General features: G+C 68.1%; 13 protein-coding genes. 11 read left to right on the top strand and 2 right to left on the bottom strand.

Annotated elements, in window-relative coordinates; translation table 11 throughout:
- Window positions 1-6 precede the first annotated feature (6 nt).
- From ACT3SQ_RS07190 to ACT3SQ_RS07220, 7 genes are all read left to right on the top strand, one after another.
- On the top strand, window positions 7-297 hold the full coding sequence (locus tag ACT3SQ_RS07190) for a hypothetical protein (protein ID WP_441444034.1): 291 nt from the start codon (window positions 7-9) through the stop codon (window positions 295-297).
- An 88-nt stretch (window positions 298-385) separates the two neighbouring features.
- The gene (locus ACT3SQ_RS07195) at window positions 386-802 is read left to right on the top strand and encodes an NUDIX domain-containing protein (protein WP_441444033.1); all 417 of its coding nucleotides are present in this window, start codon (window positions 386-388) and stop codon (window positions 800-802) included.
- Entirely contained in the window at window positions 799-1,416 is a 618-nt protein-coding gene (locus ACT3SQ_RS07200; protein WP_441444032.1) for a hypothetical protein, read from the top strand. The genes ACT3SQ_RS07195 and ACT3SQ_RS07200 overlap by 4 nt, the downstream gene beginning before the upstream one ends.
- A 103-nt stretch (window positions 1,417-1,519) precedes the next feature.
- Window positions 1,520-2,914 carry an extracellular solute-binding protein gene (locus ACT3SQ_RS07205; RefSeq protein WP_442332306.1) on the top strand — a complete coding sequence of 465 codons (1,395 nt, stop codon included), beginning with the start codon at window positions 1,520-1,522 and terminating at the stop codon, window positions 2,912-2,914.
- Complete coding sequence (locus ACT3SQ_RS07210) at window positions 2,911-3,873, top strand: carbohydrate ABC transporter permease (RefSeq protein ID WP_444502131.1); 963 nt, start codon at window positions 2,911-2,913, stop codon at window positions 3,871-3,873. Before ACT3SQ_RS07205 ends, ACT3SQ_RS07210 begins: the two co-directional genes overlap by 4 nt.
- Window positions 3,870-4,781: a carbohydrate ABC transporter permease gene (locus ACT3SQ_RS07215; protein WP_441444029.1), complete on the top strand. Its 912-nt coding sequence runs from the start codon at window positions 3,870-3,872 to the stop codon at window positions 4,779-4,781. Before ACT3SQ_RS07210 ends, ACT3SQ_RS07215 begins: the two co-directional genes overlap by 4 nt.
- A 128-nt stretch (window positions 4,782-4,909) precedes the next feature.
- Window positions 4,910-5,842, top strand: coding sequence for an SDR family oxidoreductase (locus ACT3SQ_RS07220; RefSeq protein ID WP_444600985.1), 933 nt, complete (start codon window positions 4,910-4,912; stop codon window positions 5,840-5,842).
- Between the two features lie 15 nt (window positions 5,843-5,857).
- On the opposite strand, the gene ACT3SQ_RS07225 is transcribed toward ACT3SQ_RS07220, so the two are convergent.
- The gene (locus tag ACT3SQ_RS07225) at window positions 5,858-6,745 is read right to left on the bottom strand and encodes a formyltetrahydrofolate deformylase (protein ID WP_441444114.1); all 888 of its coding nucleotides are present in this window, start codon (window positions 6,743-6,745) and stop codon (window positions 5,858-5,860) included.
- Window positions 6,746-6,813: 68 nt separating this feature from the next.
- Window positions 6,814-9,021 (bottom strand): MMPL family transporter, encoded by a 2,208-nt coding sequence (locus ACT3SQ_RS07230; protein WP_444600986.1) that lies wholly within the window; start codon window positions 9,019-9,021, stop codon window positions 6,814-6,816.
- A 100-nt stretch (window positions 9,022-9,121) separates the two neighbouring features.
- On the opposite strand from ACT3SQ_RS07230, the gene ACT3SQ_RS07235 reads away from it, so the two are divergent.
- The 4 genes from ACT3SQ_RS07235 to ACT3SQ_RS07250 all read left to right on the top strand — a co-directional run bounded on the left by ACT3SQ_RS07235 (window position 9,122) and on the right by ACT3SQ_RS07250 (window position 13,799).
- Complete coding sequence (locus ACT3SQ_RS07235; RefSeq protein WP_441444026.1) at window positions 9,122-9,715, top strand: MarR family winged helix-turn-helix transcriptional regulator; 594 nt, start codon at window positions 9,122-9,124, stop codon at window positions 9,713-9,715.
- A 225-nt stretch (window positions 9,716-9,940) separates the two neighbouring features.
- The gene (locus ACT3SQ_RS07240) at window positions 9,941-11,200 is read left to right on the top strand and encodes an aspartate aminotransferase family protein (protein ID WP_441444025.1); all 1,260 of its coding nucleotides are present in this window, start codon (window positions 9,941-9,943) and stop codon (window positions 11,198-11,200) included.
- On the top strand, window positions 11,200-12,408 hold the full coding sequence (gene doeA, locus ACT3SQ_RS07245; RefSeq protein WP_444600987.1) for an ectoine hydrolase: 1,209 nt from the start codon (window positions 11,200-11,202) through the stop codon (window positions 12,406-12,408). The genes ACT3SQ_RS07240 and doeA overlap by 1 nt, the downstream gene beginning before the upstream one ends.
- Window positions 12,409-12,422: 14 nt before the next feature.
- Window positions 12,423-13,799, top strand: coding sequence for an NAD-dependent succinate-semialdehyde dehydrogenase (locus ACT3SQ_RS07250; protein WP_441444023.1), 1,377 nt, complete (start codon window positions 12,423-12,425; stop codon window positions 13,797-13,799).
- Window positions 13,800-14,084: the final 285 nt, after the last annotated feature.

Raw genomic sequence — 14,084 nt, forward strand, 5'->3', positions numbered from 1 at the left:
CGAGCTATGAGTTACCACCCCCAGGGCCCGTTGCCGGACCGCAGCAAGATCCAGTCCAGCGCGATCATCCTGATCATCGTCGGCTTCCTCTGCGGAGGCACGATTCCGGCGATCTTCGGGATCATCGCCCTGGTGCAGATGGACAGTGATCCGTACTCCGCTCAGAAGATGAACAAGGTCGGGTGGATCCTGTTCTGGGTGATGCTGGTGCTGATCATCCTGTTCTTCATCGTGTACGTGGTGTTCATGGTGCTCATCATGGGCGTGGCCACGCTGCCGATCCTGATGGGCGGCTGACGCCGCCAGTTTCCTGGGAGGAGCTGCCATCGCGACCCCGGACTTCGTCCTGTCCCTGCGCGAGCGGGTCGGGCACGAGCTGCTGTGGATGCCCGGCGTCACCGCCCTGGTGCTCGATCGGGAACGGACCTCGCTGCTCGCCGTGCGGCGCGCGGATGACGGCGCCTGGACCCCTGTCACCGGGATCATCGACCCCGGCGAGGAGCCGGCCCGCGCGGCGGTGCGCGAGGTCGCCGAGGAGGCGGGCATCCCCTCCACCGCGCGGCGACTGCTCGACGTTCGCACCCTGCCACCCATCACCTATGGCAATGGCGACCAGGCCCAGTACCTGGACCTGTGCTTCCTGTGCGAGGCCGACCGTGACTCCAGGCCGTACCCCGCTGATGGTGAGAACACCGAGGCGCGCTGGTTCCCCGTGGATGCCGCACCGCCGATGAACGCACGCTTCACCGAGCAGCTCCGATGGGCGCTCGAGGACCGTCCCGAAGCGCGGTTCCGCCGGTGAGGCGCCTCGACCCGCTGCCCGGCACCCGGGTGAGGATCTCGCTGACCGACCAACCCGGCGACACTGCCGTGGTGAGGGTCATCGCAGTGCCCCGGCGTGACATGACGCGAGGCGGCCAGCTCAGCGTTCCGTTGCAGCCCTTCGCCGAATCGATCCTGGTGGACGTCTCGGTCGGGGGGACGGCCCTCCTGCCCGGCACGTGGGTCCAGCACGAGGTGCTCGAACGCGGCACTCCGCTCGCCCCCACCCCGGTGACAGCCGCGGATCTGCGGCCGCCTGCCGTGATCAGCGGTTCCCCGGAGCAGGCGAGCCTGCACTGGGGAGAGACGGTCTGGCCGCTGGACCTCGGTGGCGTGGTGGCGATCCCCGCGGCCTCCCGGGCAGATCCCCACCCGCTGTCCCGCCTGCGTCGGCTCACGCTGATCGCCGCCGGGCGCCGTGAGGAGATCGGGTTGACCCTGTGGCGTGATCCCGCCTTCGAGGTCCCCTGGCAGGACGTGCGGCTGCTGCCGCGGGCCGCTTCCTGGTTCGAGCTCGCCCAGGTCCCACCCGGGATGCGCTACGCCGACGCCGAACACGCTCAGGGCGTCGGCCGGGCTCGGCCCCGCGCCTGAGCCGCTCGTCCCGCCCGGACGACGGCGCGCCGAGCGGGGTCTTTGCGAGACGTACGTCACAGGCTAGTGTCGAACGTCCGTAGCCCTCGACGAGGAGGCATCCGTGGCCCCCGACCCCCCGCACCGGCTCGTGCCGGACCGTCGCAGCTTCTTGCGCTTCACCGCGGGAGCGGCCGCGCTGCTCCCGCTGACCGCCCTCGCCGGATGCACCGGCGGCGGTCGCGACCCGCAAGTCCTCCGCATCGCCTTCCAGCAGTTCGGCTCCGGCACCATCAAGCAGGAGTGGATCACTACCGCCGCTGAGGAGTTCTCCGCCGAAAATCCCGAGCTGACGGTCGAACTGGTCCCGATCGTCGCCTCCGAGAACGACTACTTCACCAAGAACGAGCTCCTCATGAGCTCCCCCCGCACCAGCCCCGACCTGGTGTACGAGGACTCCTTCATCCTGCTCTCCGACGTGGGAGCGGGGTACCTGCAGCCGATCACCGACCTGGTTGAGACATTCGCGCACTGGGACGACATCGCCGAGGCCTCGAAGGAGGCCGTCACCGGGGAGGACGCCGGGATCTACGGCGTCCCGATCACCACCGATACCCGGGCCATCTGGTTCCACAAGGAGGTGTTCGCCGAGGCCGGGCTCCCGGAGGACTGGCAGCCGGGCAGCTGGGAGGACATCCTCGAGGCCGCCCGCACCATCCGTGACTCCGGGAGCGAGGCGACGCCCTTCTTCATGTTCGCCGGCACCCCGCAGGGCGAGAAGGCCTCGATGCAGGGCTTCGAGATGCTGCTGTACGGCACCGCCGAGGAGGGCTGGCTCTACGACAAGGAGAGCGAGAAGTGGATCATCGGCTCGTCGGGGTTCATCGACTCGCTCGCCTTCCTCAAGACGCTCTTCGAGGAGGAGCTGACACTCCCGCTCGGCCAGCACCTGGACCCCAACATCTCCGAGTCGATCTACACCAGCCTGCTGCCCGAGAAGAAGCTCGGCATGCTCATCGACGGCTCCTGGATCTCCCAGAACTGGACGGAGACCGCTCCGCGTCCCTGGCCCGAATGGCCCGACGTGGTGGGCCTGGCGGACATGCCCACCCAGGACGGCGGCGGTGCAGGCACCGTGACCCTGGCCGGCGGCTGGGGGCTGTCGATCCCGCAGCACGTCACCGACCGTGACATCGCCTTCCGCTTCCTCGAGAAGCTCGTGTCCACCGAGACCCTGATCAACTACGCCATCGCCGACAACCACATCACCGTGCGCGAGGACGTCGCCGCCGACGAGCGCTACCTCAGCTACTCCCCGGCCGTGGAGTACTTCACCGACCTGCTGGAGACCGCCTACTACCGGCCCGCACTGCCTGCCTACCCGGAGGTCTCCTCCGCCATCCAGGAGGCGATGGAGGCCGTGATGACGGGCAGCACCCCCGAGGCCGCTGCCGCGGCGTACGACGCCACCGTCACCGACATCGTCGGCGAGGACAACGTGCAGGAGGCCACCGCATGACCACCGATGCCCGCGCCGCCGAGCGGACCCCGAGGCCGAGCGACGGGTCCCCGACCCCGCCCCCACACCGCAGGTCGAGCCGGCTCGGCAACCGCCTGACCCCCGCCCGTGCAGTGCCCATGGTCCCGGCCTTCCTGCTGCTGATCGGCTTCATGCTGGGGCCGATCGTGTACTCGATCTACCTCGCCTTCACCGACAGCGCGATCCGCGGGGAGGGCGCGGAGGAGACCAGCTTCGTCGGCCTCCAGAACTTCACCGATGCATTCACCGACGGCGACTTCTGGAACTCCGTGGTGCTGACGCTGATCTTCACGGTGGTCTCTGCGATCATCGGACAGAACGTGCTCGGCATGCTGCTGGCGCTGCTCATGGAGAGATCCCACCGGATCGTCACCTTCGTGGTGACCGCAGTCGTGGTCGCCGCCTGGATCCTCCCGGAGGTCGTGGCCGGCTACCTGCTCTACACCTTCTTCGCGCCCGACGGCTCCCTGAACGTGATCATCTCGGCCATCGGTCTGCCGCCGCAGGACCTGCTGTTCAGCGCTCCGATCATCGCGGTGTCCTTCGCGAACATCTGGCGCGGCACCGCTTTCTCGATGCTGGTGTACTCCGCGGCGCTGAGCGCTGTCCCCGCCGACGTCTACGAGTCGGCCTCGCTGGACGGCGCCGGCCCGGTGCGCCGCTTCCGGTCCGTGACGCTGCCGCTGATGCGACCGGCGATCGCCACCAACCTGATGCTGACCACGCTGCAGACCCTGTCGGTGTTCGGTCTGATATTCATCATGACCGGCGGCGGCCCAGCCCGGCAGAGCCAGACCCTGCCGCTGTACATGTACGAGCAGGCGTTCTCCTACGGGCAGCTCGGCTACGGCACCGCCGTGGCCCTCCTGCTGCTGCTGATCGGGGCTCTGGCCTCACTCGCGTACCTGCGTCTGCTGCCCGAGGAGGATAAGCGATGACCACGACCGACGACACCGCCACCCGTGAGTCTGCCCCCGCCTCACGGAGCGGGACCGGCTTACGCCCCCGCCGCTCCGGCACCGGGTCGAGGGAGCGCAGCAGCACGATCGCCAGCACCGTCGTGATGATCGTGATCGGAGCGGCCTTCCTGGTGCCCCTGCTGTGGGTGGTGCTGGCCTCCTTCAACACCGAGGCAACCCTGTCGGTCTCCTGGCCGGAGAGCTGGTCGCTGGGCAACTTCGCGGCGATCTGGAACACGGAGACCACGTTCCGCCCGCTGGCGAACTCGCTGATGCTGTGCGGCGGGGCGACCATCGTGACGATGGTCGCGGCGGTGCTGTGCGCCTACCCGATGTCGAGGTTCCGCTTCCGCGCCAAGCGGCCCCTGCTGCTGACGATCATCTTCTCGACCGGGCTGCCGATCACGGCGATCATGATCCCGGTCTACTCGCTGTTCGTGCAGGTGAACCTGATCGACTCGATGGGCGGGGCGATCCTGTTCCTCGGTGCCAGCTCCCTGCCGTACGCCATCTTCCTGACCAAGGGGTTCATGGACGGCGTGCCGATCGAGATCGAGGAGTCCGCCTGGACCGAGGGCGCGGGCGTCTATCGGGCGCTGTGGTCGGTGGTGCTGCCGCTGATGCGCTCCGGGTTGTCGGTCGCCACGATCTTCACCTTCGTGATGATGTGGGGCAACTTCTTCGTGCCGTTCATGCTGCTGCTGAGCCCCGAGAACCTTCCCGCCGCGGTCACCCTGTACACCTTCTCCTCGCAGTACGGCCAGGTCGCCTACGGCCAGCTGGCCGCGTTCTCGATCTTCTACTCGCTGCCGGTGGTGGTGTTGTACCTGTTCCTCGGTCGCAGCCTGGGCCAGGGCTTCGCCGCCGCGGGCGGGGTCAAGGGCTGAGCATCCCGCCGGAACCGGACGTACCAGCAGCAGGACCCACAGACGACGCGCCCGACCGGTCGTTCGGTGCGGTCCCTGCAGTCGCGCACTAGCGTGAGCACACAGCCGTCACCGACGAAGGAGCCCCGATGACCGAGCACACCGATCAGCCCTTGCCCTCCGAGATCGCGGAACGAGCCCGCGCCCTGTCCACCCGCGACGGAGAGCCCTCATTCCCCGCCCAGGATCAGCAGCCGCCCGGGCTCACTGCCCCCATGCAGCCGATCCCCGATCACGGCGAGAGCAGCTACGTGGGCCACGGCCGCCTGCAGGGCCTGTCCGCACTGATCACCGGAGGGGACTCCGGGATCGGGCGTGCGGTCGCGATCGCCTACGCGCGCGAAGGCGCTGATGTGGCGATCTCGTACCTGCCCGAGGAGCAGGAGGACGCCGAGCAGACCCGGCACTGGATCGAAGAAGCGGGCCGGCGCGCACTGCTGCTGCCCGGAGACATCCGCGATGAGCAGCTGGCCCGGTCGCTCGTGACCCGCACCGTCGAGGAGCACGGCCGTCTCGACATTCTGGTGAACAATGCGGCGTTCCAATGGGGCCGCGCGGAGCCCAAGGGGCTCGAGGGCATCACGTCCGAGCGACTGCACCGCACCCTCACCACGAACCTGGAAGCTCTTTTCTGGATCACCCACGAGGCGGCCCCTCATCTCGGCGATGGGGCGAGCATCATCAACTGCTCCTCGATCCAGAGCTACGACCCCTCAGTCCCGCTGATGGACTACGCCGCGACGAAGGCGGCGATCAACAACGTGACGGTCAACCTGGCTGCTGACCTCGGCCCGCGCGGGATCAGGGTCAACGCGGTCGCGCCGGGACCGATCTGGACCCCGCTCAACGTCGCGACCCGCGTGTCCGACGACTACGTCGAGTTCGGGGCGAACACTCCGCTGGGTCGAGCCGGGCAGCCGTCCGAGGTGGCCGGAGCATTCGTGTTCCTAGCCAGCCCCTCGGAGGCGAGCTACGTCTCCGGCACCGTACTCGGGGTGACCGGAGGCAGGCCCGTCTTCTGAGGCGGGAGGGCCGCCTCAGCGGAAGATGATCGTGCGGGGTCCATCCAGCAGCACGCGAGACTGTGCGAACCAGGTGACGGCCTGGCGGAGCGTCCGTACCTCGGCGTCCTGCCCGATCGCCATCAGCTCCTGCGGGGAGCGGGTGTGGTCGACCCGGATCACGTCCTGCTCGATGATCGGCCCCTCGTCGAGGTCGCTGGTGACGAAGTGCGCGGTCGCGCCGATCTGCTTCACCCCGCGCGCATAGGCCTGGCGGTAGGGGTTCGCGCCCTTGAAGCCGGGCAGGAACGAGTGGTGGATGTTGATGCAGCGCCCGGCGAGCTCAGCACACAGCTCAGGGGAGAGGATCTGCATATAGCGTGCCAGCACCACCAGCTCGATGTCGTGCTCGATGATCGCCTCGCGCACCCGGTCCTCGAAGGCCGCCTTCGCGCCGGCGCCCTTGGTGGGCAGGTGCTCGAAGGGCACCCCGTAGAAGCTGGCTAGCGGCTCGAGGGTGGGATGGTTGGCGAGGATCAGGGGGATCGTGATCGGCAGATTCCCGGAGTCGACCTGGAAGAGCAGATCGTTCACGCAGTGCTTCGCGGTGGAGCCGAGCACCAGCGTGCGCAGAGGGCGGCCCACCACATCGATGCGATGCTCGAGCTCGAAGCGCGCCACCGCCGGAGACAGCGCGGCCTCGAGCTGCTCGAGCGTGGCCGCAGTGACCACCTGGAGCCGCAGGTAGAACCGGTGGGTGGTGCCGCTCTCGAACTGACGGCTCTCGGTGATGTTCCCGCCGATCTCCACGATCGCGCCGGTCACGGCATGGACGATGCCGGGAGCGTCCGCACACACCACGGTGAGGACGAACTCGTTCAGCGCCGTGGAGGCTTCGGTCGGGGGCTGGGAGGAGGGGGTCATGCTCATGCGGCCAGTCTAGGAAGCCGCGCAGGTTCTGAGGCCGCGGGCCCCAGAACCTGCGGGCTACGTCACGCCCGGCCCGACCTCCACAGCTTCGAGGGCCACCAGATGATCTTGCCCAGGTCCAGGGCGAGAGCGGGGACCAGCAGGGTGCGCACCACGAAGGTGTCCAGCAGCACGCCGAAGGCGACGATGAACGCCAGCTGGGCGAGGAACAGGATCGGGATCACTCCGAGCGCCGCGAAGGTCGCGGCGAGCACCATGCCCGCCGAGGTGATCACCCCACCGGTGACGGCGAGGCCGCGCACCACGCCCTCGCGGGTCCCGTGCTTCAGCGACTCCTCCCGGACCCGGGTCATCAGGAAGATGTTGTAGTCGATGCCGAGAGCGACCAGGAAGACGAACCCGTACAGGGGGACCGCCGGATCGGCGCCGGGGAAGTCGAACAGGTTGTTGAACACCAACGCGGCCACGCCCATCGCCGTGCCGAAGGACAGCACCGTGGTGGCGATCAGGAGGATCGGAGCGAGGATCGAGCGGAGCAGGAGCATCAGGATCAGCAGGATCACGACGAGAACTATCGGGATGATCAGCGCGCGGTCATGAGCCGATGCGTCATTGGTGTCGATCGAGATGGCGGTGGGTCCGCCGACCAGCGCCGAGATGTCCTGCGCGGCGAACTCGGTGCGGAGCTCGCGCACCGTGTCCTCGGCTGCCGCGGAGTCCGGTGCGTCGGAGAGGGTCGCCTGGAGAAGGATGTCGCCGTCGATGACGGTGCGCTCCGGAGCTGGCGTTCCGGGCGGGCCCAAGGGCTGGACGCCTTCTTCGGTGACGGGAGCGGAGCCGCTGGGGGAGTCCTCGGCGGTGACCGTCACGGAATCCACACCGTCGGCAGCCAGCAGGATGTCGGTGACGTCCTGGAGGGCGGAGTCGTCGACGAGGATCTGGGCGGGGGTTCCTGAGCCTCCGGGGAAGTGCTCGCCCAGAGCGATCTGACCCTCGCGGGCGGAGGATTCTGCCAGCACCAGGTCGGATTGCGGAACGCCGTCAGCTCGCAGCTGGGTCACCCCGAGGCAGCCGACCGCGAGGACCACAGCGGTGATGATCCAGATGCGCCGGGGGCGGCGCCGGACGGCGAGCGCGATGCGTCCCCAGATGCCATGGTCGGCCGGGTCGGCCCCGGCGGCGGGGGCGTCGGGCTCGTAGCGGGGGCGGCGCGGCCAGAACGCCACTCGGCCCATGCCGTACAGCGCCGCCGGAAGGAAGGTCAGTGCCGCGGCCATGGCGAAGAGGATTCCGATGGCCGCCACCGGGCCGAGCGTGCTGTTCGACTTCAGATCCGACAGCAGCAGGCAGAGGAGGCCGGCGATCACGGTGCCGCCCGAGGCGAGCACCGGTTCGATGGTGCCGCGCAGAGCCTTCATCGTCGCGGCCCCGCGGAGCCGGGTGTGGCGGAGCTCGTCGCGATATCGGGCCACGTACAGCAGGGAGTAGTCAGTGGCGGCGCCGATCACGAGGATGAAGAGGATCCCCTGGGTCTGCCCGGACAGGAGCAGGATATCCGCGGCAGCGAGATACCAGATGGTGAGCAGAGCGGCGCACAGTGCGAAGACGCTCGTGGCGAGGACGACCACGGGAAGTATCACCGAGCGATAGACGACGATGAGGATCGCGAACACCGCTGCGAGCGCCACGGCCAGCAGCAGCCCGTCGATACCCGCGAAGGCGGCGCCGAGATCGGCGGAGAATCCCGCTGGGCCGGTCACGTACGGGGTGAGGCCTTCGGGCAGATCAGCTGCCAGCGTGTTCTCGATCTCAGCGGTCAGCTCTGCCATATCCGCGTCCGGGTCGAGCGGGATGAACAGCTGTGCGGCGAGGCCGTCGTCGGCAATGATCACCGGTGAGATCTCGCCGGTGATCTCGTCCAGCTGCGCGAGATCGGCGCTTGTCTCATCGAGCTCGGCAGCCATCTGGTCGTCGATCTCATCGCTCGAGGTGATGACCACGATCGCGGGCAGCGAATCCGATCCGAGGAAGTTCGAGGAGAGGAGGGAGACCTGTGTGGCGTCGGCGGTCTCGGGGAGATAAGCGGTGCGGTCATTGGACGAGACCTCCTCGACTCGGCCGAAGTACGGCCCGCCCACAGCTGCCGCCGCTAGCCACGCGATGATCAGAAGCGCGGGTATCAGAACGCGCAGGGCTCGGGGGATCCCTCGCGTGCTGCGACGGTGTGTCGGCTTTGCGGAGCCGTCCGTCGAATCGTTGATGGAGGCCATGTTCGTCCCTTCGAAATTGCGTGACCGGGATAGTGTCTCACAGATCAGTAGTTAGATAAGATACCTACTTCGTCACCTTCTGCGGAGTAGGCTCGTCGGCATGAACACGTCAGGAGAGCAGGCGGCGCAGCAGGGGATCGAGCCCGCCACGCCGTCATTGTTCTCGATGGCCGCAAGCGATCCGCACGAGGAGCTGATCGAATACAGCGGCCTGGCTGCGCAGGATGTTCAGGAGATAGACGCCCTGATGGAGGCGCTCTCGCGGCTCCGCGCCGCGGAGAAGGCCCTGTCTGAAGCTTCCCTGAGGTACATGGAGCTCAGCGAGACCGATATGCGAGCCCTGCACTTCGTCATCGTGAGCGAGAACATGGGCTCAGAGGCTACCCCCGGGGCTATCGCGCGGACGCTGGGAATCTCGAGCGCATCCACCACGAAGCTCTTGGACCGTCTCGAGAACGCCGGGCACATCCGGCGGGTGCGCCACCCCACTGACCGTCGCGCGCTGGTCGTGCACGTCGACCCCTCGACCCGCGCGACAGCGATGCGAACGATCGGCGCTCAGCAAGCACGTCGCGTCAACGCAGCGAAGAAGCTCGGCTCCGCCGAACGTCGTCTTGTCATCCGCTTCCTCGAGGACATGGCCGCTGACCTCTCCCTGGAGGGTGTCGACTGGGGAGAGGCTCGCGGCAGCTGAAGGGCCTGACTGCCCCCGGGAGCGGGACTGCCCACTCGAGACCTGCCCGCAGGCGCACCGGTGCAGAGAGGTCACGACAGGCCTCTCGAGCTGGGCCGCTTGACGGGACCGCCCCGGGTGAGTGATGGTCGGCACACCGGCACCCACTTGTCAGACGGGGCGAACTTCGCTATGCGGCCGGGCGTGACGAGCGAGGTTGCCCCGCATCGCGACGGGAGGTCCCTCATGGACACCACCATCTTCGAGCAGCATGAGTCCGAGATCCGCGGGTACTGCCGCGCGTATCCGACGGTGTTCGCCTCCGCCTCCAACGCCCGCCAGGTCGATGAGGACGGCACCAGCTACATCGACTTCTTCGCCGGGGCCGGAGTCCTGAACTTCGGGCACAACAACCCGAGGATGAAGGAGGCGATGATCGAGTTCCTCCAGGCGGACGGCGTGGCGCACAGCCTGGACACCTACACGACCACCAAGCGTGACTTCATCGCCCGTTTCCATGAGGTGGTCCTGGCGCCGCGGGGGATGGACCATCGGATGCAGTTCATGGGGCCCACGGGGTCCAATGCGGTGGAGGCGGCGCTCAAACTGGCTCGCCTCACCACCGGTCGGCGCGAGATCGTCGCCTTCAGCCACGGCTTCCACGGCATGACCCTCGGCTCGCTCGCCGCGACCGCGAATGAGGCATTCCGACAGTGGGCAGGGGTTCCGCTCACCGACGTCGTGCGCCTGCAGTTCGAGACCGCGCCCGGTGGCCGCACCGGCGTCTCCGACTACGCCGCCGCGCTGCGGGACCCTTCCAGCGGCCTGACCCCTCCTGCGGCATTCCTCGTCGAGCCGGTCCAGGCCGAGGGCGGCGTCAACATCGCCAGCAGGGAATGGCTGCACGAGATCCAGGACCTCGCCCGCGAGGTCGGAGCGCTGTTCATCATCGACGACATCCAGGCCGGCGTGGGCCGCACCGGAGGCTACTTCTCCTTCGACGGAATGGACCTGGACCCGGACATCATCACGCTCGCCAAAGGGCTCGGCGGCTTCGGCACCCCGATCGCGATGAACCTCAACAAGCCCGCCGTCGACGACAACTGGTCACCCGGTGCCCACACCGGCACCTTCCGAGGACAGGGGCTCTCCTTCGTCGCGGGGACCGTCGCGCTGGACTACTTCACCGACGAGTCGTTCCTCGCCGACGTGCTCGCCAAGGGCGAACAGATGCGCGAGGCGCTCGAGGCGATCGCCGCGGCCCATCCCGACAAGGAGTGGGAGGTGCGCGGCAAGGGCATGATGCAGGCCCTGGACACCGGGGACGGAGCCTTCGCCAAGCAGGTCCAGACGGAATGCTTCGAGCGCGGCCTGCTGATCGGCCCCTGCGGCAGCGGAGGACGGGTGATCAAGCTGATCCCGCCGCTGACCATCCCCGCAGCCGATCTGACCGAGGGACTGGACCTGCTGGCACAGGCCATCGACGCCGCGACGAAGGCTCGCTGATGCGCCGCCGGTCCGATATGACTTTCGCGCCCGAGGAATACGAACGCCGACTGGGGGAGCTGAGGCGGCGGATGACGGAGCGGGAGCTGGACGCGGTGATCATCACCGACCCCGAGAACCTCATGTACCTCACCGACTATCAGACCACCGGCTACTCCTACTTCCAGGCCCTGATCGTCCCGCTGAGCGCGGACTCGGTGATGATCACCCGCGCGCTCGAGGAGTCCAACGTGATCGCCCGGACCTGGGTGGAGCATTCCCGGCCCTATCCCGACGACGGCGACGCGATCCTCGAACTCGTCAGCACCCTGCGCGACCTGCGCCTGGGGGACTCCCGGGTGGGCTACGAGCGCAACAGCTACTACTTCCCCGCTTACCAGCAGGACCGCTTCCACGACGCCTTCGGAGAGGGGCTGGTGGATTGCTTCGGCATCGTCGAGGAGGGACGGGTCCGCAAGTCGCAGGCCGAGATCGACGTGATGCAGCTCGCCGCCTATGCCGAGGAGGCGGGGATGGCCGCCGGGCTGGGGGCGGCGATGGCCGGAGCCACTGAGAACGATGTGGCCGCCGCGATCACCTCGGCGATGTTCCGGGCAGGCGGTGAGTTCCCGGCGGTGATGCCGTATGTCGCGTCCGGACCCCGTTCGATGATCGGCCACTCCACCTGGGAGGGCCGCATGATCCGTCCCGGCGAGCACGTTTTCCTCGAGGTCGGCGGGTGCTACCGCCGCTACCACACGGCGATGATGCGCACCGTGGTCAACGGGGCGCTCTCGGACTCGATGCACTCCGCGCAGGAGCTGATGAAGCAGACCCTGGCGGAGCTGCGGGCACTGATGAAGCCGGGGGTGACCGTCTCCGAGATCGCGGTGCTCACCCGCTCCCGCATCGAGAGCAACGACGTGGGCGCCCAGCTCGTCACCCGCGCCGGCTACTCCATCGGGATCGCCTTCCCGCCATCCTGGGACGAGGGATACATCGTCTCCCTGCTGGAGGGCGATGAGCGGCAGCTCGAGGAGGGAATGACCTTCCATCTGCTGCCGTGGATGTGGGGAGTGGACGGGAACAAGACCGTCGGCATCTCGGACACCGTCCACATCACGGAGGACGGCTGCGAGTCGTTCTTCACCCTGCCCGAGGACTTCACCGTCCACGAGAGCTCGGCCCGGTCGTTCCCGACCGGTGCTGTCCTCGCCCCCCGCTTCTGAGAGGAGCAGCACCCATGACCATGCTGACCGCCATCGATCCCACCACCGGTTCCGTGGTGCGCGAGGTGCCCGCTGCGACGCCTGCCGAGATCACCGCGATCATCGACCGCTCCCAGACCGCCTACACCTCCTGGAAGGACACCACCCTCGCCGAACGCGCCGAGGTGCTGCGGAGAGTCGCCACCTACCTGCGCGAGCACACCGACGAGCTCGCCCCGCTGATGACCGAGGAGATGGGCAAGCCGATCGGCGAGGCCAGGGGAGAGGTCGCGAAATCGGCGTGGGCCGCCGAGCACTACGCCGAGTTCGGCCCGGAGTACCTGGCCGAAGAGCACCTGGAGTCCGACGCGACCTCCTCCTACGTGCAGTACCTGCCGCTCGGCCCAGTGCTCGGGATCCTGCCCTGGAACGCCCCGTTCTGGGTGGCCTTCCGCTTCTGCGCCCCGGCGCTGATGGCCGGGAACACCGCCATCATGAAGCACGATCCGCATGTGCCGGGCTGTGCCGCTGCGCTCGAGGAGGTGTTCCGTGCCGCCGGCGCCCCCGACGGGGTCTTCCAGACCCTGCTGGCCACCACCGAGGACGTCGAGCAGGCGATCCGTGATCCCCGCGTCCAGGCGGTCTCCTTCACCGGCTCGGACCGGGCCGGGGCGAAGGTCGCGTCGATCGCCGCGAGCGAGATCAAGCCCGCAGTACTCGAGCTCGGCGGTTCCGATCCCTGCATCGTGCTGGCCGATGCGGACCTCGCCAAGGCGGCAGAGGTCTCAGCCCTCTCGCGGATCATCAACGCCGGCCAGTCCTGCATCGCCGCGAAGCGGGTGATCGTGGAACGCTCCGTGCACGACGAGTTCGTCGAGCTGCTCACCGCCCAGCTGCGGGACCTGGTGGTCGGTGATCCCCGGGACGAGGCGACGAAGGTGGGACCCATCGCCCGGGAGGAGCTGCGAGAGAACCTCCACCGGCAGGTCACCGAGAGCGTCGCGGCCGGCGCAATCCTCGTGCTCGGCGGAGAGATGCCCGAGGGGGAGGGCTTCTTCTACCCGGTGACTCTGCTGACCGGTGTTGCGCCGGGGATGGCGGCCTGCACCGAGGAGACCTTCGGGCCGATCGCTGTGGTGATGGCGGCGGAGGACGCGGAGCACGCCCTCACTCTGGCCAACGACACCCCCTACGGTCTCGGCGCCGCGATCTGGACCGAGACCGAGCGCGGGGTCGCGATGGCACGCCGCATCGACGCCGGTCAGGTCTCGGTCAACGGGATCGTGAAATCTGATCCGCGGCTGCCCTCCGGCGGGATCAAGCGCTCCGGCTACGGCCGTGAGCTGGGCCCGCACGGCATCCGCGAGTTCACCAATGCCCAGCAGGTCTGGGTGGGGCCCGTGAAGGGTTGACGAGCCCGTGCCTGGAGGGGCTGGGCACGCGGAGAGGTGCAGAACGCAGAACACCCTCCCACCAGCAGGTGGGAGGGTGTTCCATCTCGGTCGGGCTGACAGGATTTGAACCTGCGACCCCTTGACCCCCAGGTAGACGGTTCAGCCCAGATCCTTGATTTTCCGGGCTTTTCTGCCCCTCAGAAGGTCCCTTTTCACGTCATGGATTGCATGATTTGCATGCGTCAGGTCCCGGCCAGGTCCCGGCTCTTGGTAGCCACCGGCAGATCCGTCAGGGGTTTATGT

The organism is Brachybacterium sp. AOP42-C2-15, from assembly GCF_052377065.1.
Lineage (GTDB): Bacteria > Actinomycetota > Actinomycetes > Actinomycetales > Dermabacteraceae > Brachybacterium.

Excerpts from the sequence above, each read along its gene's own strand:
- ACT3SQ_RS07190 (WP_441444034.1), top strand. The coding sequence starts at position 7 with ATGAGTTACCACCCCCAGGGCCCGTTGCCGGACCGCAGCAAGATCCAG.
- ACT3SQ_RS07195 (WP_441444033.1), top strand. The coding sequence starts at position 386 with ATGCCCGGCGTCACCGCCCTGGTGCTCGATCGGGAACGGACCTCGCTG.
- ACT3SQ_RS07210 (WP_444502131.1), top strand. The coding sequence starts at position 2,911 with ATGACCACCGATGCCCGCGCCGCCGAGCGGACCCCGAGGCCGAGCGAC.
- ACT3SQ_RS07215 (WP_441444029.1), top strand. The coding sequence starts at position 3,870 with ATGACCACGACCGACGACACCGCCACCCGTGAGTCTGCCCCCGCCTCA.
- ACT3SQ_RS07220 (WP_444600985.1), top strand. The coding sequence starts at position 4,910 with ATGACCGAGCACACCGATCAGCCCTTGCCCTCCGAGATCGCGGAACGA.
- ACT3SQ_RS07225 (WP_441444114.1), bottom strand. The coding sequence starts at position 6,745 with ATGACCCCCTCCTCCCAGCCCCCGACCGAAGCCTCCACGGCGCTGAAC.
- ACT3SQ_RS07230 (WP_444600986.1), bottom strand. The coding sequence starts at position 9,021 with ATGGCCTCCATCAACGATTCGACGGACGGCTCCGCAAAGCCGACACAC.
- ACT3SQ_RS07235 (WP_441444026.1), top strand. The coding sequence starts at position 9,122 with ATGAACACGTCAGGAGAGCAGGCGGCGCAGCAGGGGATCGAGCCCGCC.
- ACT3SQ_RS07240 (WP_441444025.1), top strand. The coding sequence starts at position 9,941 with ATGGACACCACCATCTTCGAGCAGCATGAGTCCGAGATCCGCGGGTAC.
- doeA (WP_444600987.1), top strand. The coding sequence starts at position 11,200 with ATGCGCCGCCGGTCCGATATGACTTTCGCGCCCGAGGAATACGAACGC.
- ACT3SQ_RS07250 (WP_441444023.1), top strand. The coding sequence starts at position 12,423 with ATGACCATGCTGACCGCCATCGATCCCACCACCGGTTCCGTGGTGCGC.